Here is a 21,133-nt window from a genome sequence, read left to right on the forward strand (position 1 = left end):
ACAACCCCACTCAGACGCCGGATAGATGAAAGCAAGCCAAACACGGCATCAAAAACAGTATTGCAGAAAAGGGGGTAACCATAGATGTGGGAGCGAGCCTGCTCGCGATGACGCCCGACCATTCACCACAACACTTAAAGCCAGACAAAAAAAAAGCCACCCCGAAGGATGGCGTTTTTTATGCAGCGCCTACCGATTACTCAGGCTTGCGACGACCAAAGCCCGGACGCTGGCCCGAACCGGCTGGTGCACCACGGCGCTTGCCCGATGGCGCGTCCTTGTCGACCAGGACGATGCCTGGGCGTTTCTTCGGCGCTGGCTTGGCCGGGCGCTTGGTGTCGGCAGGACGGTCTGCTACTGGCGTACCGCGACCCGACTCACCACGACCCGCCGGAGCGCGATCGCTGCGACCGCCGCTTGGCGCACCACGGCCTTCGCCGCGCTCGGTGCGACCATTGGCTGGACGTGGCGTGCGTGGACCGCGCTCGCCATCAGCACGAGGTGCTGCTGGTTTGCGGGCTGGACGCTCGCCTTCGATATGCGGTTCACGGGAATCACGCGGAGCAACAGATGGCTGGCCACCGGCTGCTGGACGCAACGTACGCACACGCTCGGTCTTGCCCATCGGACGCGACGATTTACGCTGCATGCGATCGAGCTTGTCTTTGCTCTTGGCGTTCATCTGCGGCATCGCTACCGGCGTCAGGCCAACTTCAGCACTCAGAATGTCTACTTCGTACTGGCTCATTTCGCGCCAGCGGCCCATCGGCAGGTCGGAGTTGAGGAATACCGGACCGAAACGCACGCGCTTCAAACGGCTGACCACCAGGCCCTGGGATTCCCACAGACGACGAACTTCGCGGTTACGACCTTCCATCACCACGCAGTGGTACCAGTGGTTGAAACCTTCGCCGCCTGGCGCCTGCTTGATGTCGGTGAACTTGGCCGGGCCGTCTTCAAGGACGACGCCTGCTTTCAGACGCTCGATCATCTCGTCGTCCACTTCGCCACGTACACGTACCGCGTATTCACGGTCCATTTCGTAGGAAGGGTGCATCAGGCGGTTGGCCAGTTCACCGTCGGTGGTGAACATCAGCAGACCAGTGGTGTTGATGTCCAGACGGCCGATATTGATCCAGCGACCTTCTTTCGGGCGCGGCATCTTGTCGAAAACGGTCGGACGGCCTTCCGGGTCGACACGGGTGCAGATTTCACCGTCGGGCTTGTTGTACATGATCACGCGGCGTACCGACTCGGCGGCTTCTTCGCGCTTGATCACCTTGCCATCAATGGTGATGGCGTCGTGCATGTCGACACGCTGACCGAGCGTGGCGTCTTTGCCATTGACCTTGATGCGGCCGTGGCTGATCCAGGCTTCTACGTCACGGCGCGAGCCGACGCCGATACGGGCGAGGACTTTCTGCAGTTTTTCGCCTGCCGGGCCGATTTCCTGGTCGTCTTTCTGGTCGTTGATACTCATCTGGGCACCTCCCGGTGTGGTCTGTTCAGGCTGCCCTGAATTGAGCGTCCTGAAGCGATGTAAAACTGTGCGCTAGGGCGAAGGGATCGCCAAAGGGTCGCGAATCATACGCTCATGCGGGCGATTTCGCATCAGAGACTAGTTGATGAATGCAGAGTTACCTGTTTTTCCGCCGACCGGTGGCGTTCGGCTTGATTCAAAACATCACCCCCCGCTCCCACAGGGATCTCTATTGTTTGAGGGACTGCGTCAGTCATCGAACTCGCGGCGTTCGGCTTCAATGGCTTCAGCGAGCGCCCGGGCTTCGGCTTCTTCGTCGCTTAACTCGGGCTCGGGCTCGGGCTCGGGTTTCGGTTGTTCAAGCGCCGCGACGGCGGCCAGGAGTTTTTCGCGAGCCTCGGCGACACCCAGCACGTCGTCTTCCAGCTCTGGCTCCGGCTCTGCTTCGACGGTGGCTTCGGGCTCGACCTGAAGTTCGCTGTCGATCTCAGGCTCAACCGCAGGTATGTCGCCATCGCGCAGCAAATCATCGAAGTCAGTCTTGAGCCCCTCCTCCATGGTGTCCAGCTCCAGCAACAGCGTGTGGAAACTGGTTTCTTCCTTCGGCTCTTCCGGTTCGGCGCTGGCGTCTGCCAATGCCTGCAGGCTGGCCGGCACGGGGGCGTCGTCGAAGTCGAGCACCGGGTCCGGTTCCAGCTCGCGCAGCTCGGCCAGCGGCGGCAGATCGTCGAGGTTCTTCAGGTTGAAGTGATCGAGAAACGCCTTGGTGGTCGCGAACATCGCCGGTTTGCCGGGCACATCGCGGTAGCCCACGATGCGGATCCACTCACGTTCCATCAGCGTCTTGACGATCTGACTGTTGACCGCCACGCCCCGCACATCTTCGATCTCGCCCCGGGTGATCGGCTGGCGATAGGCGATCAGCGCAATGGTTTCGAGCATGGCGCGGGAATAGCGCTGCGGCCGCTCTTCCCACAAACGCCCGACCCACGGCGAGAACTTTTCGCGGATTTGCAGACGGTAGCCGGAGGCCACTTCCTTCAGCTCAAAAGCTCGACCGTCACAGGACTTGGCCAAAATCGTCAGCGCTTTCTTGAAGACCGGCGGCTCCGGCCGCTCCCCTTCTTCGAACAGTTCGAACAGGCGTTCAAGCGATTGCGGTTTTCCCGAGGCCAACAGAAAGGCTTCAAGCAGTGGCGCCAGCTCGCGGGGTTCAGTCAGGTTCATGATTCAACTCGTTATTCGGCTCGGGCCCGCACGTGGATCGCTGCGAACGGCTCATTCTGCACCAGCTCGACCAAGGATTCCTTGACCAGTTCGAGGATCGCCATAAAGGTCACCACCACCCCGAGTCGTCCTTCTTCAGCGGTGAACAGCTCGACAAAGGGCACGAAACCGCCACCCTTGAGCCGCTCCAGCACACCGCTCATGCGTTCACGGGTGGACAGCGCCTCGCGGCTGACCTGGTGGCTTTCGAACATGTCGCCCCGGCGCAGGACCTCGGCCATGGACAACAGCAATTCCGATAGACGCACGTCCGGCAACAGTTTGCGCGCCCGGGCTTCCGGCGCATCCAGCTTGGGCACCACCACGTCGCGACCGACGCGGCTCAAACCATCGATGCCTTCGGCAGCCGCCTTGAAGCGCTCGTATTCCTGCAAGCGGCGGATCAGCTCGGCGCGGGGGTCGTCTTCTTCATCTTCAATGGTTTCGGCACGCGGCAGCAGCATCCGCGATTTGATCTCGGCCAGCATCGCGGCCATCACCAGGTACTCGGCGGCCAGTTCCAGGCGCACCGACTGCATCAACTCGACATAGCCCATGTACTGGCGAGTGATTTCCGCCACCGGGATGTCGAGGATGTTGATGTTCTGTTTGCGGATCAGGTACAGCAACAGGTCGAGCGGGCCTTCGAAAGCTTCGAGAAACACCTCAAGTGCATCCGGCGGGATGTACAGGTCCAGCGGCATTTCGAGGACCGCCTGGCCATACACCATCGCGAAGGGCAGCTCTTGCTGGGCTCCGGCCTGACTGTCGACAACGGGTTCTACTGCTGACATCTACGCCTCGGCCATGAACGGCGAAGGATCGCCGCAACCGACACGGATCACTTCCGGCTCGCCGTCGGCGAGGTTGATCACAGTCGACGCCTTGATCCCGCCGAAACCGCCGTCAATGATCAGGTCGACCTGATGTTCAAGCAATTGACGCATTTCGTAAGGGTCGGTCAACGGGTCGATGTCGCCGGGCATGATCAGGGTCACGCTCATCAGCGGTTCGCCCAGCTGTTCCAGCAGCGCCAGCGCAATCGGATGGCTCGGGACACGCAGGCCGATGGTGCGTTTTTTCGGGTGCAGCAACAGCCGCGGGACTTCGCGGGTGGCGTTGAGAATGAAGGTGTACGGCCCCGGCAGGTGCGCCTTGAGCAAGCGGAACGTGCCGGTATCGATCTTGGCGAACAGCCCCAGTTGCGACAGGTCGCTGCAAATCAGTGTGAAGTTGTGTTTGTCATCCAGCCCGCGCAAACGGCGCACGCGATCCACGGCATTCTTGTCGCCGATCTGGCAACCAATGGCATAGGACGAGTCTGTGGGATACACCACCACTCCGCCGCTGCGAATGATCTCGACGGCCTGTTTGATCAGGCGTGCTTGTGGGTTTTCCGGATGAATCTGGAAAAATTGACTCACATTTTCTACCTGTTCAGACGGCGGCAATAATTGGGTCATGTTTGAAACGACACCACAGTGGTGGCAGATCCTCCGGGAGCGGGCGGTATTCACCGATCTCAGACCAGCCTCCAGGGCCATGAAAATCACTGCCGGCGCTGACCAGCAGACCGAACTCACGAGCAAGAATAGCCAGGCTGCCCACTTGTTCGGCAGGCTGATGGCCATTGACCACCTCAATCGCGTGGCCTCCGGCTTGAATATAGTCAGAAATCAGGCGACGACGCTTGCTGCGAGTGAAATCGTAGTGCCAGGGATGCGCCAGGCTGACCCAGGCCTTGGCGGCACGCAAGGTTTCGACGGTCTCTTCCAGAGTCGGCCAGTGTTGCTTGACGTCGCCCAGCTTGCCGGCGCCCAACCATTTGCGGAACGCTTCGGCGCGGTCCTTTACATGCCCTTCCCGCACCATCCAGTCGGCGAAGTGCGGGCGGGCCGGTGCGTTGCCGCTGTCACCCAGTTGCTGCTGCATGGCCCGGGCACCGTCCAGCGCGCCCGGCATGCCCTTCAATGCCAGCTTGCGGCTTATTTCTTCGGATCGTAGCCAACGGCCATCGTGCAGTTTGGCGATCGCCTCGACCAACGGCGGCGCCGTTACATCAAACCCGTATCCCAATACATGAATGGTCGCGCCGCCCCAGGTGCAGGACAATTCGACGCCATTGACCAGTTGCATCCCCAGCGCGGTCGCGGCTGTGCGGGCCTCATCAAGGCCCTCAAGGGTGTCGTGGTCGGTCAAGGCCAGGACTCGCACGCCTTTCTCGAACGCACGCGCAACCAGAACCGCAGGCGCCAGGGCGCCATCGGAGGCCGTGCTATGGCAGTGCAAATCAACATTCACAGGACTTTGTTACCTCAAATCAGCTGGCGCTATCGCGCGCCCATATGTTTGTTATTATGCCGCCACATCCTGCTTCTGGCTGCCACTGTGAAACAATTCATCGATTTCATCCCGCTTTTGCTGTTTTTCATCGTCTTCAAACTCGATCCACGGGTCGTTGACATCGCCGGTCACGAGGTGACTGTAGGCGGAATCTACAGCGCCACCGCAATGTTGATCATCAGTTCCCTGGTGGTTTACGGCACGCTGTTCATCAAGCAGCGCAAGCTGGAGAAGAGCCAGTGGCTGACCCTCATCGCCTGCCTGGTCTTCGGTAGCCTGACGCTGGCGTTCCACAGCGAAACCTTCCTGAAGTGGAAAGCGCCCGTGGTGAACTGGTTGTTTGCCCTGGCATTCATTGGCAGCCATTTCATCGGTGACAGCCTGTTGATCAAGCGCATCATGGGCCACGCGCTGACCCTGCCGGAGCCGGTCTGGACGCGCCTGAACATCGCCTGGATCGCGTTTTTCCTGTTTTGCGGTGCCGCCAACCTGTTCGTCGCGTTCACCTACCAGGAATACTGGGTCGACTTCAAAGTCTTCGGCAGCCTGGGCATGACGCTGCTGTTCCTGATTGCTCAGGGCATTTACTTGTCCCGCCACATGCACGACGCCGATACCACTACGCCAAAAACCGAGGACTGACATGCTTTACGCAATCATTGCCACAGACGTCGCCAACTCCCTGGAAGCCCGACTGGCCGCGCGCCCTGCCCATCTTGAGCGCCTGCAAGTGCTCAAGGGCGAAGGCCGCATTGTTTTGGCCGGTCCACACCCGGCAGTCGACAGCAATGATCCGGGCGCCGCGGGTTTCACCGGCAGCCTGATCGTCGCCGAATTCGATTCCCTGAACGCTGCACAAGCCTGGGCCGACGCTGATCCGTACATCGCCGCAGGCGTCTACGCCAACGTTCTGGTCAAGCCCTTCAAGCAAGTCCTGCCGTAACTTCCCCCCAAAAATGCCCCCGCGCGGTGAACCTTGTCGGTTCATCGCGCTCTCAATCGCTCATTATTCTCGTTTGCCTGCCGACAACCTGCCCAATTACTCGATTGGAATCAGGAGTCGCGATGCGCAAGGGTCCGTTGTGTCTGTTGTTGGTGACGTTGTCGATGGTGGCCCCGGCTCACGGTGAAGATAACGCCGAGGGCGGTAATTCGACGCCGCTGTCGCTGAGCGCCGGCACCCAGATTGCCGAGTTGCAGCAGCGCTTGAGGGTAAGCGAACAGCAACGAGAAGAACTGAACAAACAATTGCAAAATACCGATGGCGAACGCGAAAGCGCTCAACTGGGCCGGTTGCGCCAAGAGAATCAGCGCCTCAAGCTGCAACTCAAGGAAACGCAGACCAGCAACCCGCTGCCACGCCTGCTGACCGATCAGCAGCAGTGGTTTGTCATTGGAGCAGGAGTTGCGCTATCGGCCCTGCTGTGCGGTATCTTCGCCAGTGGTGCCACCAGAAAACGTCGGCAATGGCTAAATTGAGTGATTCATGAGCGAGCTGTTACTAATTGATGATGACCAGGAGCTATGCGAGCTCCTGAGCAGTTGGTTGAGCCAGGAAGGTTTTCAGGTCCGTGCTTGCCACGATGGCCTGAGTGCCCGTCGCGCGCTGGCCGAAACCTCCCCGGCCGCCGTGGTGCTGGACGTGATGCTGCCGGACGGCAGTGGCCTGGAGTTGCTCAAGCAATTGCGCAACGATCACCCGGATTTGCCGGTACTGATGCTGTCGGCGCGCGGCGAACCACTGGACCGCATCCTCGGCCTGGAACTTGGCGCGGACGATTACCTGGCCAAACCCTGCGACCCACGGGAACTGACAGCCCGTCTGCGCGCAGTGTTGCGCCGCAGCCACCCGGCGGCGGTGTCCAGCCACATGGAGCTGGGCGATTTGTGTTTCAGCCCGGTGCGCGGCGTGGTCAGCATCGATGAACAGGAATTCACCCTCACCGTCTCCGAAAGCCGTTTGCTTGAAGCCCTGCTCAAGCAGCCCGGCGAGCCACTGGACAAACAGGAACTGGCGCAAATTGCCCTCGGCCGCAAGTTGACCCTGTACGACCGCAGCCTGGACATGCACGTCAGCAACCTGCGCAAAAAAATCGGCCCGCACCCCGACGGCCGCCCACGCATCGTGGCCCTGCGTAGCCGTGGTTACTACTACAGCCTCTGAATCACACACGATCCGTTGTGTAGCAGCTGACGAGCACCGCGAGGCTGCGTTCAGCTGCGAAGCAGTCGTGAAATCAGGCACTGCGGTTTTTCACGTAAACCGCGCGCTCTGGGTTTACGACGGCTGCGCCGCCGAACGCAGCCTCGCAGGCTCGGCAGCTGCTACGCGGGTCATGTTTTGTCAGATTAATCGGTTTTGTCAGGTCGGCGAGAAACCGTCTTTACCCAAGCTTTACGCTCCGCTGACCGCCGCTGACCTTGATCTGCGTATTCTGTACTCATCCGGAACGTACCGGGAACGAGACAAGGAGATTCACCATGCGCAAGACTCTAATCGCTCTGATGTTCGCCGCCGCCCTGCCGACCGTTGCCATGGCCATGCCTGAAGGTAGCGGCCCGATGGACGGCTCGCACCACGGCGGTCAGATGCACGGCATGCACGGCAAAGGCCCGTACAGCCAACTGGACCTGAGCCGCGAACAGCGCGAGCAGATCCGCAAGATCATGGGCGAACAGATGCACGAGCGTAAGCAACTGGTCGACAAGTACCTGGAGAAACTCTCGCCAGCCGACCAGAAAGCCATGAAGGACGAAATGTCCGCCAACCACAAAAAAGCAGAGGCCGACGTGCGTGCCCTGCTGAAACCGGATCAACAGAAGCAATTCGACGAGATCCAGAAGAAAAAGGCTGAGCGTCGCGCCGAATGGGCCGAGTTCAAGGCCTGGAAAGCGCAACAACCGCAAAAAGCGCAATAATGCGCTAACCCCGGACCCAACGGCTCAACCCCGTTGGGTCTGATGCCACTCAGTTCAATTGTGGGAGCGAGCCTGCTCGCGATGAGGGAGTGTCAATCGACATCATTGTTGAATGACCCACCGCTATCGCGAGCAGGCTCACTCCCACATGGATTTGTGTTTGCGTGAGGATTTTCTGTGCGTTCATTGTTCTGGCGAATTCTGGCCAGCTTCTGGCTGGCCATTGCTCTGGTGGCGGGGCTCTCCATTCTGCTTGGGCACATGCTCAACCAGGATGCGTGGATTCTCAGCCGCCATCCGGGCCTCAATACCCTGCCCGAACAGTGGACGCAAACCTACGAATCCCAAGGTGAAGAGGCCGCCCAGGACATTCTGGAACAGCGCAAACGTCAATATCACATTGACGTTCAGGTGTTGAACGAAAGCGGCGACCCGGTGGTGCGTGGCACCTTCCCTCGTCGCGCGGCGGCGTTTGAAGCCCGGCAGAACAACGATGATCGGCGCCTGCCATGGCGTCGTTTGACGGCGGAATACACCAGCGAAAAAACCGGCGACACCTACCTGCTGATTTATCGCATCCCGCACCCTGAACTGGATTCATGGCACCGCGAAAGTCTGCTGTGGCCATTGAGTGCGCTGGGCATTGCCTTGGTGGTGCTGACCTTGTTCAGCCTGTTCGTCACGTTGTCGATCACCCGCCCGCTCAGCCGTTTGCGCGGTGCCGTGCATGATCTGGGACAAACCACTTACCAGCAGAACAGCCTGGTGAAACTGGCCAACCGTCGCGATGAGTTTGGTGTGCTGGCCAATGACTTCAACCGCATGGGCTCGCGCCTGCAAAGCCTGATCGGCAGTCAGCGGCAATTGCTTCGCGACGTGTCGCATGAGTTGCGCTCCCCGCTCGCCCGACTGCGCATTGCACTGGCGTTGGCGGAACGGGCCACCCCTGAGGAACGGGAAAAACTCTGGCCGCGCCTGACCCGCGAATGTGACCGGCTGGAAGCGTTGATCAGCGAAATCCTCGTGCTGGCGCGGGTCGATGCCGACAACGCCAGCGCCGAAGAGGTCGACCTCAACGCGTTGCTGAATACGCTGCAGAAGGACGCACAACTCGGTTCACCCGAGCAAAACGTGCGCCTTGAGGCAGAACCGCAACTGAACCTCAAAGGCTGGCCGACGATGATCGAGCGTGCCGTCGACAATCTGCTGCGCAACGCTCAGCGCTTTAACCCGGTTGGGCAGTCGATCGAAATGCAGGCCGTGCGTCAGGGTGAGCGCATTGTGGTCAGCGTGCGCGACCATGGGCCAGGCGTAAACGCCGAGCATTTGAACCAGTTGGGCGAACCCTTCTATCGAGCACCAGGGCAAACAGCGGCCGGGCATGGCTTGGGCCTGGCGATTGCGCGCCGCGCGGCGGAACGACATGGCGGGAGCCTGGTGCTGGCCAATCATCCGCAGGGCGGGTTTGTGGCCAGTCTGGAATTGCCGCTGGTGCCGGGGGCCATCGTCCAACCCTGATCCCCTGTAGAGATCGTTCCCACGCTCCGCGTGGGAACGATCCTTACGCCGCAGCCCAGGCGCTGACAAATTCGGCAAGGTCGACTTTCTCGGCCACGCGCGGTTCTTTCTGCGGTGTGCCGAGGTACAGAAACGCAATCACCTCTTCCCCCTCTGCCAACCCCAGCCCTTTGGTCACATGCGCCGAGTAGGCCAAGTCACCGGTGCGCCACACCGCACCAATCCCTTGCGCATACGCCGCCAGCAAAATCCCGTGTGCCGCACAGCCCGCGGCCAGAAGTTGCTCGGATTTCGGGTATTTGACGTGCTCCTGCACCCGCGCAATCACCACCACCACCAATGGCGCACGCAGCGGGCCGTTACGCGCCTTGTCCAGCGCCGCTTGCGACACCTCGCTGTCTTGCAGCTTTGCCGCTTCGGCCAGCAACTCGCCCATTTGCTCGCGCGCCGCGCCCTCGACCGTCAGAAAGCGCCAAGGCTGCAAATGGCCATGGTCCGGGGCGCGCATCGCCGCGCCAAACAGCACTTCGCGCTGCGCCGCAGTCGGTGCCGGATCGATGAGTCGGGGAACGGAAACACGGTTGAGCAAAGCGTCGAGAGCCTGCATCGGCCACCTCCAGAAAAAATGTTTGGCTATTCTATCTGCAAGTGCGCAAGCGGCGTCGGTTTACATGCCCTGCCCCGCAGGTAGAATGGCGCCCCTCCCACAACAGCCCGAGCGGACTTCATGGCGTTGCCGACCTTACGGATTATCGGTTTTATCATCGGCATCTTCCTGATCACACTGGCGATCGCCATGACCGTGCCCATGGCGACCCTGGTGATTTTCGACCGCACCCACGAGCTACCTTCGTTCCTGTGGTCGAGCATGATTACCTTTGTCGCAGGCCTGGCGATGGTTATCCCTGGTCGCCCCGAACACATACACCTGCGTCCACGGGACATGTACCTGTTGACCGTCAGCAGTTGGCTGGTGGTCTGCCTCTTCGCCGCGCTGCCGTTTTTACTGGCTCAGCACGTCAGTTTCACCGACTCGATCTTTGAAAGCATGTCCGGCATCACCGCCACCGGTGCCACGGTACTCAGCGGCCTGGACAGCATGTCCCCCGGCATTTTGATGTGGCGTTCGCTGTTGCACTGGCTCGGCGGCATCGGTTTTATCGGCATGGCGGTCGCGATCCTGCCGCTGCTGCGTATCGGTGGCATGCGCCTGTTTCAGACCGAGTCCTCGGACCGTTCCGAGAAAGTCATGCCCCGTTCGCACATGGTGGCGCGTTTGATCGTGGCGGCGTACGTCGGCATCACCATTCTCGGAAGCCTGGCGTTCTGGTGGGCCGGGATGAGCCTGTTTGATTCGATCAACCACGCGATGTCAGCCATCTCCACCGGCGGCTTTTCCACTTCTGACCAATCGCTGGCCAAATGGACGCAACCGGCGGTGCACTGGGTGGCGATTGTCATCATGATTCTGGGCAGCCTGCCCTTTACCCTGTACGTCGCGACCTTGCGCGGCAATCGTCGGGCATTGATCAAGGATCAGCAGGTTCAAGGGATGCTCGGCATGTTGCTGGTGACCTGGCTGGTGCTCGGCACCTGGTACTGGTGGACCACCCAACTGCATTGGCTCGAAGCCTTGCGGCATGTGGCGTTTAACGTGACATCGGTAGTCACGACCACCGGTTTTGCGCTGGGGGATTACAGCCTGTGGGGCAACTTCTCGCTGATGCTGTTCTTTTACCTGGGCTTTGTCGGCGGCTGCTCTGGCTCGACGGCCGGCGGGATCAAGATATTCCGCTTCCAGGTCGCCTATATCCTTCTCAAGGCCAACCTTAACCAATTGATTCACCCGCGCGCGGTGATCAAGCAGAAGTACAACGGTCACCGTCTCGACGAAGAAATCGTGCGTTCGATCCTGACCTTTTCGTTCTTCTTCGCCATCACCATCTGCGTCATCGCGTTGCTGCTCTCACTGCTCGGCGTGGACTGGATGACCGCCCTGACCGGTGCGGCCAGTACTGTGTCCGGTGTCGGGCCGGGGTTGGGTCCGACCATCGGGCCGGCGGGTAACTTCTCGTCGTTGCCGGACGCCGCCAAGTGGATTCTGTCGTGCGGCATGCTGCTGGGCCGACTGGAAATCATTACGGTGTTTGTTCTGTGCATTCCTGCTTTCTGGCGACATTGACCTGCGCCGCCGCTTCTGTGATGTGTGCCCGGTACTCACCAGGGGTGGCATTGAACCAGCGGCGGAACGCGCGGAAGAAGTTGCTCGGGTCGGCGAACCCCAGCAGGTAGGCAATTTCCAGCAGGGTCATGGTGGGCTGGGCCAGGTATTGCTCGGCCAATTCGCGCCGTGTGTCATCGAGCAACGTCTGAAAACTGGTGCCCTCTTCCTGCAAGCGTCGCTGCAAGGTGCGTTGCGACAGGTGCAGCGTCTGCGCCACGGTATCGCGTTTGGGTTCGCCCTGAGGCAGCAGACGGCACAGCACCTGGCGCGCCTTGTGCGTCACGCGGGTTTCGGAGAACCGCGCCAGGTACTCGCCGGCAAACCGGTCATGCAACAGCGCCATCGCCTCGTTGGCAGTGGGCAGTGGCGCTTCCATGTCGGCACGTTCGAAAATCAATGCGTCGTAAGGTGCGTTGAACATCAATGGCGCATGAAAGGCTTGTTTATAGGGTTCGAGGTCCGCGGGCTCATCGCCCTGCACCAACACCTTGCGTGGTTGCAAGGTACGCCCGGTCAACCAGCTGCACAACGCCAGCGCACAGGCCATTGAAGCTTCAGCGCTTTGCCGGGTCGGCGGCAGATGGTCGCCGTGGACCGTCAGAATCAGCCCATAGCCCTCATCCAGCAGGCGGAAACTCAGGTCAGCACTTTCGGCAATGATCCGCTGATAGCGCACCAGCCGCTGAAAGCCTTCGGCCAGTGTCTGGCTGGACATCAATGCGTAACCCGCTACATGAAAGGAGGCCGGTCGCACCACCTTGCCCATGTTCAGGCCGATTGCCGGGTTGCCGGACAGCTCGACCGCGCGCTGCCACAGTCGCGTCATGGAATCTTGCGGGAAGCGCGCATCCGGATCATCCAGTGATGCGTAGTCAAGCCCTAGCTGTTTGAATAGAGCCCGGCAATCCAGGCCGTCCATCTCCAGGGCTTTGACAATTCCCATCGCCCAGCTTGCAGAAGTCGTTCGTTCGCTCATGGCGTTTGCTTATTGTTCTCAATGAGCCGTCTGAGGCGGCTGGTTTCCAAAGGATACTAATGTGGCGCCCATTGTCACTGGCTGATGCCAATGATCACTCTAGACTCAAATAAGCTACCCGACTAACAACTTGCAATCAGAACAATAAGCACAGAGATCGCAGTCGTGGAAAATATCAAACGTTTCAACAGCTTCGCTGAGTTCTACCCGTATTACCTCAGTGAACACAGCAACAGCACTTGCCGACGATTGCACTTTATCGGCACGACGCTGGTCATCTTCATTTTGGCCCTGAGCATCGGCAAAGGCGCTTGGCTGATGTTATGGACCCTTCCGCTGGCGGGTTACAGCTTCGCCTGGGTCGGGCATTTTTTCTTTGAGAAGAATCGACCTGCGACCTTCCAACATCCTCTCTATAGCCTGCTCAGCGATTTTGTCATGTACCGCGACATGATTCTGGGCCGCGTGCCGTTTTAAGCGCCGTTAACAACAAGAGAATAGCCGATGAGTGCCAACGCCCGTTTCACCCACATGAAGGATGGCACACAGGAAGACTGGGCGATCATCGCCGCCGACTTCAGTGCCTATGCGAAACAATTGCCGGCTCGGATTGTGGCGCACCTGAAGTTGCTGGAGGGCGATTTTGGTGGTTTTCCGGTGGACCGTCTCACCCACTCCCTGCAAACCGCCAGCCGCGCCTGGCGTGATGGCCGTGATGAGGAATATGTGGTCTGCGCGCTGCTGCATGACATCGGCGACACGTTGGGTTCCTACAATCATCCGGACATTGCGGCGGCGATTCTCAAGCCATTTGTCAGCGTCGACAATCTTTGGATGGTGGAGAAACACGGGATTTTCCAGGGCTATTACTTTTTCCATCATCTGGGCATGGATCGGCATCTGCGCGAGCAGTTCAGCGAGCATCCGCAGTATCAGGCGACCATCGAGTTTTGCGCCAGGTACGATGCAGCGGCGTTTGACCCCGCATATGAGACCCTGCCGCTGAGCTTCTTTGAGCCGATGATGGAACGGTTGTTTGCGCAACCGAAGAACTCGATCTACAAGGCGGCGATGGAAGAACATTCACCTGCCTGATAGATCCAGCGGGACCGCTGCGCGGTCCATCGCGAGCAGGCTCGCTCACAGTTGACCGCATTTCTCAAGGCGGACTCGGTCCAATGTGGGAATGAGCCTGCTCGCGATGGGGCCAGCCCGATCAACACAAATTTCAAGCAGGCTCGGCAACCTTCAGCCCCCTCAACCCCGCCCCCCGCGCCTGCGCATCCGCCAGGCGATACAGCTCGATCGTCCCGTCCCAATGCTCGATCAGCGCCGTGCACGACTCCACCCAATCCCCGCAATTGAGGTAATCCACCCCACCGACCTTACGAATCTCGGCATGGTGAATATGCCCGCACACCACGCCATGCAACTCGCGCTTCACGCATTCGTGAGCAATGGCATCCTCGAAATCGCTGATGAAGCTGACGGCGGTTTTCACCTTGTGCTTGAGGTACGCCGACAACGACCAATAGCCGTAGCCGTAACGGGAACGCCAGTGGTTGAGCCAGCGGTTGAGGGTCAGGGTGAATTCATAGGCCGAGTCGCCCAGAAAGGCCAGCCAGCGGTGATACCGGGTGATGACATCGAACTGATCGCCATGGATCACCAGCAGATGACGACCATCGGCGGTCACGTGCACGGCTTCGTCGACCAATTGAATGTTGCCCAGAATCAGCCTGGAATAGCGGCGCAAGAATTCGTCGTGATTGCCGGTGATGTAGATGACTTCAGTGCCGCGCTTGCTCATGGTCAGCAGACGCCGGATCACGTTGGTGTGCGCCTGGGGCCAGTACATGCCGCCGCGCAGTTTCCAGCCATCGATGATGTCGCCGACCAGGTAAATCCTGTCCGCGTGGTAGCCCTTGAGAAACTGCGACAAGTGCTCGGCCTGGCAATCTCGAGTACCCAGGTGCACATCAGAAATCCACAAAGTCCGCACACGTTGCTTGCGACTGGGTTTGGCGAGCTCGGCGCTGGTCATGGGCAACCCTCTGCGATGGTTTTTCCAAGCGTGCGCCGGCCGGGTGAATTGACCATGACAGTGTTGAGTCATTCCTGTGACAACCATGAGCCGGTGTAGACTGGCCGGACCTTGCCCTGGAGAGCGGTGATGCGACCGATCCTCACACTACGCCAATACACCGATGACTTGATCATCCACAGCCACGACCACGCCCAACTGGTGTTTGGCTTGTCGGGTGCGCTGGATTTTGAAGTCGACGGGCATGGCAGTCAGGTGGTGCAGCAGAGTTTTGTGGTGGTGCCGTCCGGTTTCCATCACGCCTGCGGCAGCAGCAATGGCAGCCGTTGCCTGGTGCTGGATGTGCCAAGCGACCAATGGGTTTCACAGTCGCTTGGCGAGCATGCCGAGGCCAGTCGCCGCCTGCTCGATAACGCCGGGCGCTTGCCGCTGGATGCCGGGCAAAGCCAATTGGTCAGTTGGCTGGCGAGCAGTCAGGTCAATGATCCGTTGATCGCGCAACAAGGCGCGGTGCTGTTATTGGCCAGCCTCAATAACGCCAGGCCGGCCAGCATCGGGGGGCGGCGCCTGCCGTATGCGGCTTTGAATGCGCACATCGATCAGCACGCGGCTTATCCGCTGCAAGTGGCGGACCTGGCCGGTATCGCCGGGTTGTCCAGTGCCCGTCTTCACGCACGGTTTGTCGCCGAATGCGGACAGACACCAATGGACTATATCCGCAGTCGGCGGCTGCATATCGCGGTGGGATTGCTGCGTGATTCGCCATTGCCCATCGGCGAGATTGCCAGCCGGGTCGGTTACAGCTCCCAGAGTGCCTTTGCCGCAGCGGTGTTGCGCGAGTTTGGCGTATCCCCCGGCAAACTGCGGCGCGAGGCTGGCGACAAATGAGGCGAGTCTGACGACAGACACAGCGAGACTTGCGCGATTAAATGTAGCAGCTGGCGAAGCCTGCGCCCGACTGCGCAGCGGTCGTAAAACCTGCACACGCGGTGCGTCAGGTAAATCGCATCTGTCCCGATTGCGACCGCTTCGCAGTCGGACGCAGGCTTCGCCAGCTGCTACAAGTCGGCGAATTCTGTCGGTTTGGATTTTTACGTTTATCAAGGATTGCAATGACTCCCCGTACCGCCCTTGGCGCCCTGCATATCGGCGCATTGATGTTTGGCCTGACCGGCGTATTCGGCAAACTCGCCGCCGCATCCCCCGCTGTCATCGTTTTTGGCCGTGCCGCGTTTGCGGTGCTGGCACTGGCGGTGTTTGCGCGCTTCGCCAGCAACACCCGTTGGCGCACGCTTGAAGCCGTGGACTGGCGCCGCTTGCTGCTCGGCGGCTTGCTGCTGGCCGGGCACTGGGTGAGTTTCTTTATTGCGGTGAAGGTGGCGGGTGTGGCAATTGCAACCCTGGGCTTTGCCAGCTTCCCGGCGTTTACCGTAATCCTCGAAGGGCTGATCTTCCGCGAGCGGATTCGCGCCAATGAAATCCTGCTGGTCGTATTGGTCAGTGTCGGGCTGGTGCTGGTCACGCCCGACTTCGATCTGGCGAGTGGCGCCACCACGGGCCTGCTCTGGGCCGTCGGCTCCGGGTTGTTGTTTGCCCTGCTGTCGCTGACCAACCGGGCGAGCTCCGGACGAATCCCGCCAGTGCAGGCCGCGCTGTGTCAAAACGTAGTGGTCGCGTTGTGCCTGCTGCCCGTGGCGGCACCGCAGTTGAGCGACGTGCGCGGCCTCGACTGGCTGTGGATCGGTCTGCTCGGCGTGTTCTGCACCGGCGTCGCACACAGTCTGTTCGTCGCCAGTCTGGCGGTGATCAAGGCTCGCACTGCTGCAGTGGTGTTCGCCCTCGAACCGGTTTACGGGATCACTGTGGCCTGGCTGTTGTTCAATGAAAACCCGACGCTGCGGATGCTGATCGGCGGCGCGCTGATCATCGTCGCCATTGTGGCCTCCAGCAGGCTGTCGGGGGGTTCAAGCAAAAAGACCGTGGCGGCAGAAGCGGCGTCTCACTGAGTGCGGTCGTTGTGGCCCAGGTCGCGGTCCGGATCGATCTGATCGCGGACCCGCTGCTTGAGCACTTTGGCCTCGGGGAAACCGCCATCGGCCTTGCGCTCCCAGAGCTGCACGCCTTCACAGAAAATATGGAACACCCCACCGGTGCCGGGCACCAGCGACACCTTGCCCAAGTCGTCACCAAAGGTGCTGAGCAGTTCCTGGGCCAACCAGGCCGCACGTAACAGCCATTGGCATTGAGTGCAGTAGGTGATGACTATTTCCGGTTTGTGCGCGGTCATGTTGGCTCCTTCAGTTTCAGGTTAAGCGGTTCAAGTTCCAGGGATTGGCCGGTATTACTGAATTCGTCGAGGTAGCTGTCATCCAGTGAGGGCGAACTGTCGAAAGGGTTGACCAGGTCCCAACTTGAATCCATCGACGCATCATCCAGCTTCAAGTGGTACTCGTCGTTAGACACCGGGTCCACTGGCATGACTATCAAAGGTGGCGCACTGTTCAGTTTCGGGTGGCTGGCGCGGTAGTCCTGAAGTTTCAGGGAGGCGAGCCCGGCGTCTTGCAGGCTGTTTTCCGGCGATGCAAAAACGGGATGAAACATCGGCTCCGGCGGTGATGGCAAATCGGGGGAAGCCTCGGGCAATGCATCCTCCTCGCGTCGATGCTTGCGACGGAATAACAGGAGTGCCAAAGCCACCAGCCCCAGCAGCCCCAGCAGCCCAGCCATCAACAATCCATTAGTGGCTTGCGGCTCCTCGACAACGGCAGCGACGGGTACCGCAGGCTCGGTGGCCGCTGAATTGAGTTCAGCCAATCGGGTCTGCAGTTCGGTCACCTGCTTTTTCTGACCGGCGATCTGCTCGTCCTGAGCAGTAAACTTTGCATTCAACTCATACACGGTCTTTTGCAGTTGCTGGTTTTGCAGCACGCTGGCGGCCAATTGTTCGGCGACAACGGGATCGCTCACAGGGACCGCAGGTTGAACCGCGACCGGCGTCGAGGCGGGCTCCTTGATGGAATTTGATGACACCTTGGCCGGCTGGATGTCCGCGAAGGCAGAGGGCTGAGCTTCGACGACCGGCTCATCAGCGACGGGATCGACCGCCTCCGGGTCCGGTGGATCAATCAGGACCGTGTATTCGCGCAGCAAACGCCCGTTGGGCTGATTGAGCTGCACCACGAAATCCAGAAAAGGCTCCTTGACCGCTTTGCTGGAGGTCACCCGGATCACACCTCGGTCGCCGCGCAGGACAGGTGTGAACTTCAGATTGTTGAGGAACAACACCCGCTCGACGCCGGCACGGCCGAACTCATCGGCTGTCGCCAGGCTGACGGACAACTCGCCCTCCTCCAGGCCACCGACATCCACCAGGGCGATGTCGGCGCTCAGCGGCTGATTCAGCGCAGAGTGAAGTGTGATCTCACCCAATCCCAACGCGGGCGCCAATGCCGAGTACGTGAGAGCGCCACCGACCAAAAGCAACCTGGCACCACCCTGCAAAACCAATCGCCAACTCTCAAACATGAGCATCCCTTAACGACAGAACCCACCTGTGCGTGTTCGCACGTCCGTTACGAACACGATATTGCCAAGTAGTTCTTTATAGTCTGCCCAACGGGAGATCCGGGAAGTCCGGCGAGTGGTTATACCTCAAGATTTTTCAAGGTTGGCCAGAATGTGCCCGTGAACCCGCATACACACCTGTAGATCCGCTTCATCAACGCCAGCGAACAGTTCGCGGCGCAGTTGCGTGGCAATGGTTTCAATTTGTTCGATCAGGGGAAGGGCCGGCGTGCAGAGGACAATTTTTTTGGCCCGGCGATCCTCAAGCACAGCTTGACGCTGGACCAGGCCTTGGGACTCCAGGCTATCGAGCAAACGGGCCAGGGTCGGACCTTCGACACCCACGCTTTGTGCCAGCTCACGTTGAGTGGGGGCTTCATCGAAACGTGCCAGGTGCAGCAGCACCAGCCAGCGTGCCTGGGACAGTCCCAGGCCAGCGAGACGACGGTCCAGTTCGGCACGCCAGCCACGGGACATATGGGCCAGTTGCATGCCAAAGCGGTGTTGATCGGTTAACGGCATAAAACACTCATGATCAGACTGAAAATAGTAAAACCTAATTATTAGTCAGCTAAGCATGACCGTACGCTTGAGGCAAGACTCGGTCTTTAGTGAATCGTTACATCAACCTACAAGACCGCTTAAACCTCAAACTCCGATTGCAGGGCGGCACGCACGCAATACAAAACGCCTTCCGGCACGCGCCCGGCAAACAGCGCCGCAATCTCCGACACCGCTGGCAATTCACCCTCACCGTCGAGAAACGCATCCTGGACTTCGCCCATCAATTCTTCAGGCAGATCCAGTGCCTGCTCCAGCGACAGCTGCTGTTTGCCAATCGCTTCGGCGAGCATGGTGTAGACGTTCTTTTCCGAGCATTGCAGTTGACCGGCGATTTGCAGCGGCGTCATGCCGGCACGGGCCAGGGTGATCAGTTCGTGACGCACGTCAGCCACGACTTTCGGCGCCTCGACCTGACCGCCGAGCACTTCGAGGAAGGCCTCGCCGTAACGTTCGAGCTTGCGCGCGCCAACACCGCTGACGGTAGCCATTTGCGACAACGAGGTCGGCTGGCTGCGGAGCATTTCCAGAAGCGTCGAGTCGGGGAAGATGACATACGGCGGCACGCCATGTTCTTCGGCCAGTTTGCGCCGCAAGGCACGTAGCGCCTCCCACTGCTCGCGTTCTTCGCCCCGCACCAGTTGGCTCGCCTGACTCTTGCTGCTTTTGGCGGTGGTTTGCGGCTTGAGGTCGCGGCGCAGCTCCAGGGTCACTTCACCCTTGAGCAGCGGCCGGCAGGTGTCACTCAGGCGCAGACCGCCGTAGCCTTCGAGGTCGATGTCGGCCAGGCCACGGGCAACCAGCTGTCGGAACAGGGAGCGCCATTCACTCTCGCCCATGGCTTTGCCGACACCAAACACTGACAAATGCTGATGACCAAAGCTGCGGACCTTTTCGTTGTCCTTGCCCAGCAACACGTCCACAAGATGCCCGACGCCGTAGCGCTGGCCGGTGCGGTAGATCGCCGAAAGTGCCTGCCGGGCCGGCTCGGTGGCGTCCCAGGTCTGCACGCCATCGACGCAGTTGTCGCAATGACCGCACGGCTCGGGCATGTCTTCGTCGAAATAGGCCAGCAGTGTCTGGCGACGGCAGCGGGTTTCTTCGCAGAGCGAGAGCATCGCGTCCAGCTTGTGCTGTTCCAGGCGCTTGTGACGCTCATCGCCTTCGGAGTTCTGCAACATTTGCTTGAGCATCACCACGTCTTGCAGGCCGTAAGCCATCCAGGCATCTGCCGGCAGGCCGTCACGACCGCCGCGACCGGTTTCCTGGTAGTACGCCTCCAGGGATTTCGGCAAATCGAGGTGAGCGACAAACCGCACGTTGGGCTTGTCGATGCCCATGCCGAAGGCCACGGTGGCGACCATGATCAGGCCTTCCTCGTTGAGGAAGCGCTTCTGGTGGTGGGCCCTGGTTTCGTTGGGCAAACCAGCGTGATACGGCAGCGCCGGGAAGCCTTGCTCGCTGAGGAATACCGCGACTTCGTCGACTTTCTTGCGTGACAGGCAGTAAACGATGCCGGCATCGCTGCGCCGCTCGGCCAGGAACGCCAGCAACTGTTTGCGTGGCTGCTCCTTGGGCACGATGCGATAGAAAATGTTCGGGCGATCGAAGCTCGACAGAAAGCGTTCGGCGTCCTGTAGATGCAGACGGTCGACGATTTCTTCGCGGGTGCGTTTGTCGGCGGTGGCGGTCAGGGCGATGCGCGGGACGTTGGGGAACAATTCCGCCAGCTGCCCCAGTTGCAGGTATTCGCGACGGAAGTCATGCCCCCATTGGGACACGCAGTGCGCTTCGTCGATGGCGAACAGGGCAATTTCAAGGCTTTGCAGGAAAGCCAGCATGCGCGGCTGGACCAGACGCTCGGGCGCCAGGTAGAGCATTTTCACTTCGCCGCGCTTGATGCGGGCCGCCAGGTCGCGCTGTTGTTCGGCGCTCAGCGTGGAGTTCAATGCCGCAGCCGCGACGCCCAGCTCTTCGAGGGTGGCGACCTGGTCGTCCATCAGCGCGATCAGCGGCGACACCACCACCGCCAGGCCTTCGCGCAGTAGCGCCGGTACCTGGAAGCACAAGGATTTACCGCCACCGGTAGGCATCAGCACCAGGGCATCGCCGCCACTGGCCACGCGCTCAATGATTGCACCCTGACGGCCACGAAAACTGTCGTAGCCGAAGATGTCCTTGAGGACGCGTTGAGCCTGTTCGAGCATAAAAACTCCAAAAATCACAAAAACATCCCTG

At 60.1% G+C, this 21,133-nt stretch carries 23 protein-coding genes; 11 read left to right on the forward strand and 12 right to left on the reverse strand.

The window, feature by feature from the left end; all coding sequences use genetic code 11:
- Positions 1-196: 196 nt before the first annotated feature.
- The 5 genes from rluB to J2Y56_RS11910 form a co-directional block, all read right to left on the reverse strand.
- The gene (gene rluB / locus J2Y56_RS11890) at positions 197-1,480 is read right to left on the reverse strand and encodes a 23S rRNA pseudouridine(2605) synthase RluB (protein WP_007944402.1); all 1,284 of its coding nucleotides are present in this window, start codon (positions 1,478-1,480) and stop codon (positions 197-199) included.
- A gap of 249 nt (positions 1,481-1,729) precedes the next feature.
- Positions 1,730-2,707 (reverse strand): SMC-Scp complex subunit ScpB, encoded by a 978-nt coding sequence (scpB, locus tag J2Y56_RS11895; protein ID WP_310350322.1) that lies wholly within the window; start codon positions 2,705-2,707, stop codon positions 1,730-1,732.
- An 11-nt stretch (positions 2,708-2,718) separates the two neighbouring features.
- Positions 2,719-3,540, reverse strand: a complete 822-nt coding sequence (locus tag J2Y56_RS11900; protein ID WP_310350325.1) for a ScpA family protein — start codon at positions 3,538-3,540, stop codon at positions 2,719-2,721.
- Positions 3,541-4,170 (reverse strand): L-threonylcarbamoyladenylate synthase, encoded by a 630-nt coding sequence (locus J2Y56_RS11905; protein ID WP_033049013.1) that lies wholly within the window; start codon positions 4,168-4,170, stop codon positions 3,541-3,543. It abuts the gene before it with no gap.
- Between the two features lie 13 nt (positions 4,171-4,183).
- Positions 4,184-5,047: a PHP domain-containing protein gene (locus tag J2Y56_RS11910; RefSeq protein WP_310350328.1), complete on the reverse strand. Its 864-nt coding sequence runs from the start codon at positions 5,045-5,047 to the stop codon at positions 4,184-4,186.
- 87 nt (positions 5,048-5,134) lie between these two features.
- Between J2Y56_RS11910 and J2Y56_RS11915 the strand changes: the two genes are divergently transcribed.
- From J2Y56_RS11915 to J2Y56_RS11940, 6 genes are all read left to right on the forward strand, one after another.
- Positions 5,135-5,731, forward strand: coding sequence for a septation protein A (locus tag J2Y56_RS11915; RefSeq protein ID WP_033049005.1), 597 nt, complete (start codon positions 5,135-5,137; stop codon positions 5,729-5,731).
- 1 nt (position 5,732) lies between these two features.
- Positions 5,733-6,032, forward strand: coding sequence for a YciI family protein (locus tag J2Y56_RS11920; protein WP_007944409.1), 300 nt, complete (start codon positions 5,733-5,735; stop codon positions 6,030-6,032).
- Between the two features lie 122 nt (positions 6,033-6,154).
- Complete coding sequence (locus J2Y56_RS11925) at positions 6,155-6,568, forward strand: translation initiation factor 2 (RefSeq protein WP_310350332.1); 414 nt, start codon at positions 6,155-6,157, stop codon at positions 6,566-6,568.
- A gap of 7 nt (positions 6,569-6,575) precedes the next feature.
- On the forward strand, positions 6,576-7,253 hold the full coding sequence (locus tag J2Y56_RS11930) for a response regulator transcription factor (protein WP_007944411.1): 678 nt from the start codon (positions 6,576-6,578) through the stop codon (positions 7,251-7,253).
- A 317-nt stretch (positions 7,254-7,570) separates the two neighbouring features.
- Complete coding sequence (locus J2Y56_RS11935; RefSeq protein ID WP_007948561.1) at positions 7,571-8,008, forward strand: Spy/CpxP family protein refolding chaperone; 438 nt, start codon at positions 7,571-7,573, stop codon at positions 8,006-8,008.
- A 177-nt stretch (positions 8,009-8,185) separates the two neighbouring features.
- Positions 8,186-9,526, forward strand: a complete 1,341-nt coding sequence (locus J2Y56_RS11940; protein ID WP_310350335.1) for a HAMP domain-containing sensor histidine kinase — start codon at positions 8,186-8,188, stop codon at positions 9,524-9,526.
- 43 nt (positions 9,527-9,569) lie between these two features.
- On the opposite strand, the gene J2Y56_RS11945 is transcribed toward J2Y56_RS11940, so the two are convergent.
- Positions 9,570-10,133, reverse strand: a complete 564-nt coding sequence (locus J2Y56_RS11945; RefSeq protein WP_310350337.1) for a nitroreductase family protein — start codon at positions 10,131-10,133, stop codon at positions 9,570-9,572.
- 120 nt (positions 10,134-10,253) lie between these two features.
- On the opposite strand from J2Y56_RS11945, the gene J2Y56_RS11950 reads away from it, so the two are divergent.
- Positions 10,254-11,708: a TrkH family potassium uptake protein gene (locus J2Y56_RS11950; protein ID WP_007948564.1), complete on the forward strand. Its 1,455-nt coding sequence runs from the start codon at positions 10,254-10,256 to the stop codon at positions 11,706-11,708.
- On the opposite strand, the gene J2Y56_RS11955 is transcribed toward J2Y56_RS11950, so the two are convergent.
- Positions 11,665-12,726, reverse strand: coding sequence for an AraC family transcriptional regulator (locus tag J2Y56_RS11955; RefSeq protein ID WP_081502831.1), 1,062 nt, complete (start codon positions 12,724-12,726; stop codon positions 11,665-11,667). The genes J2Y56_RS11950 and J2Y56_RS11955 overlap by 44 nt on opposite strands.
- Before the next feature lie 165 nt (positions 12,727-12,891).
- Between J2Y56_RS11955 and J2Y56_RS11960 the strand changes: the two genes are divergently transcribed.
- Positions 12,892-13,203: a DUF962 domain-containing protein gene (locus J2Y56_RS11960; RefSeq protein WP_007948566.1), complete on the forward strand. Its 312-nt coding sequence runs from the start codon at positions 12,892-12,894 to the stop codon at positions 13,201-13,203.
- A 27-nt stretch (positions 13,204-13,230) separates the two neighbouring features.
- Positions 13,231-13,821 (forward strand): HD domain-containing protein, encoded by a 591-nt coding sequence (locus J2Y56_RS11965; protein WP_007948567.1) that lies wholly within the window; start codon positions 13,231-13,233, stop codon positions 13,819-13,821.
- Between the two features lie 133 nt (positions 13,822-13,954).
- Here J2Y56_RS11965 and J2Y56_RS11970 read toward each other — a convergent pair whose 3' ends face one another.
- The gene (locus tag J2Y56_RS11970) at positions 13,955-14,770 is read right to left on the reverse strand and encodes a UDP-2,3-diacylglucosamine diphosphatase (protein WP_310350343.1); all 816 of its coding nucleotides are present in this window, start codon (positions 14,768-14,770) and stop codon (positions 13,955-13,957) included.
- A gap of 129 nt (positions 14,771-14,899) precedes the next feature.
- Between J2Y56_RS11970 and J2Y56_RS11975 the strand changes: the two genes are divergently transcribed.
- Both J2Y56_RS11975 and J2Y56_RS11980 read left to right on the forward strand, forming a co-directional pair.
- Positions 14,900-15,658: an AraC family transcriptional regulator gene (locus J2Y56_RS11975; protein ID WP_007948569.1), complete on the forward strand. Its 759-nt coding sequence runs from the start codon at positions 14,900-14,902 to the stop codon at positions 15,656-15,658.
- A 224-nt stretch (positions 15,659-15,882) separates the two neighbouring features.
- Positions 15,883-16,776, forward strand: coding sequence for a DMT family transporter (locus J2Y56_RS11980; protein WP_310350345.1), 894 nt, complete (start codon positions 15,883-15,885; stop codon positions 16,774-16,776).
- Here the strand turns inward: J2Y56_RS11980 and J2Y56_RS11985 are convergent.
- From J2Y56_RS11985 to recQ, 4 genes are all read right to left on the reverse strand, one after another.
- Positions 16,770-17,057, reverse strand: a complete 288-nt coding sequence (locus tag J2Y56_RS11985) for a SelT/SelW/SelH family protein (RefSeq protein ID WP_007948573.1) — start codon at positions 17,055-17,057, stop codon at positions 16,770-16,772. The two genes, J2Y56_RS11980 and J2Y56_RS11985, sit on opposite strands and share 7 nt — an antisense overlap.
- Positions 17,054-18,295 carry a hypothetical protein gene (locus J2Y56_RS11990; RefSeq protein WP_310350348.1) on the reverse strand — a complete coding sequence of 414 codons (1,242 nt, stop codon included), beginning with the start codon at positions 18,293-18,295 and terminating at the stop codon, positions 17,054-17,056. Before J2Y56_RS11990 ends, J2Y56_RS11985 begins: the two co-directional genes overlap by 4 nt.
- Before the next feature lie 126 nt (positions 18,296-18,421).
- Positions 18,422-18,856: a MarR family transcriptional regulator gene (locus J2Y56_RS11995; protein WP_150781148.1), complete on the reverse strand. Its 435-nt coding sequence runs from the start codon at positions 18,854-18,856 to the stop codon at positions 18,422-18,424.
- A 119-nt stretch (positions 18,857-18,975) separates the two neighbouring features.
- Positions 18,976-21,102 (reverse strand): DNA helicase RecQ, encoded by a 2,127-nt coding sequence (gene recQ, locus J2Y56_RS12000; protein WP_007948577.1) that lies wholly within the window; start codon positions 21,100-21,102, stop codon positions 18,976-18,978.
- Positions 21,103-21,133: the final 31 nt, after the last annotated feature.

This window comes from Pseudomonas sp. BE134, assembly GCF_031456105.1.
Lineage (GTDB): Bacteria > Pseudomonadota > Gammaproteobacteria > Pseudomonadales > Pseudomonadaceae > Aquipseudomonas.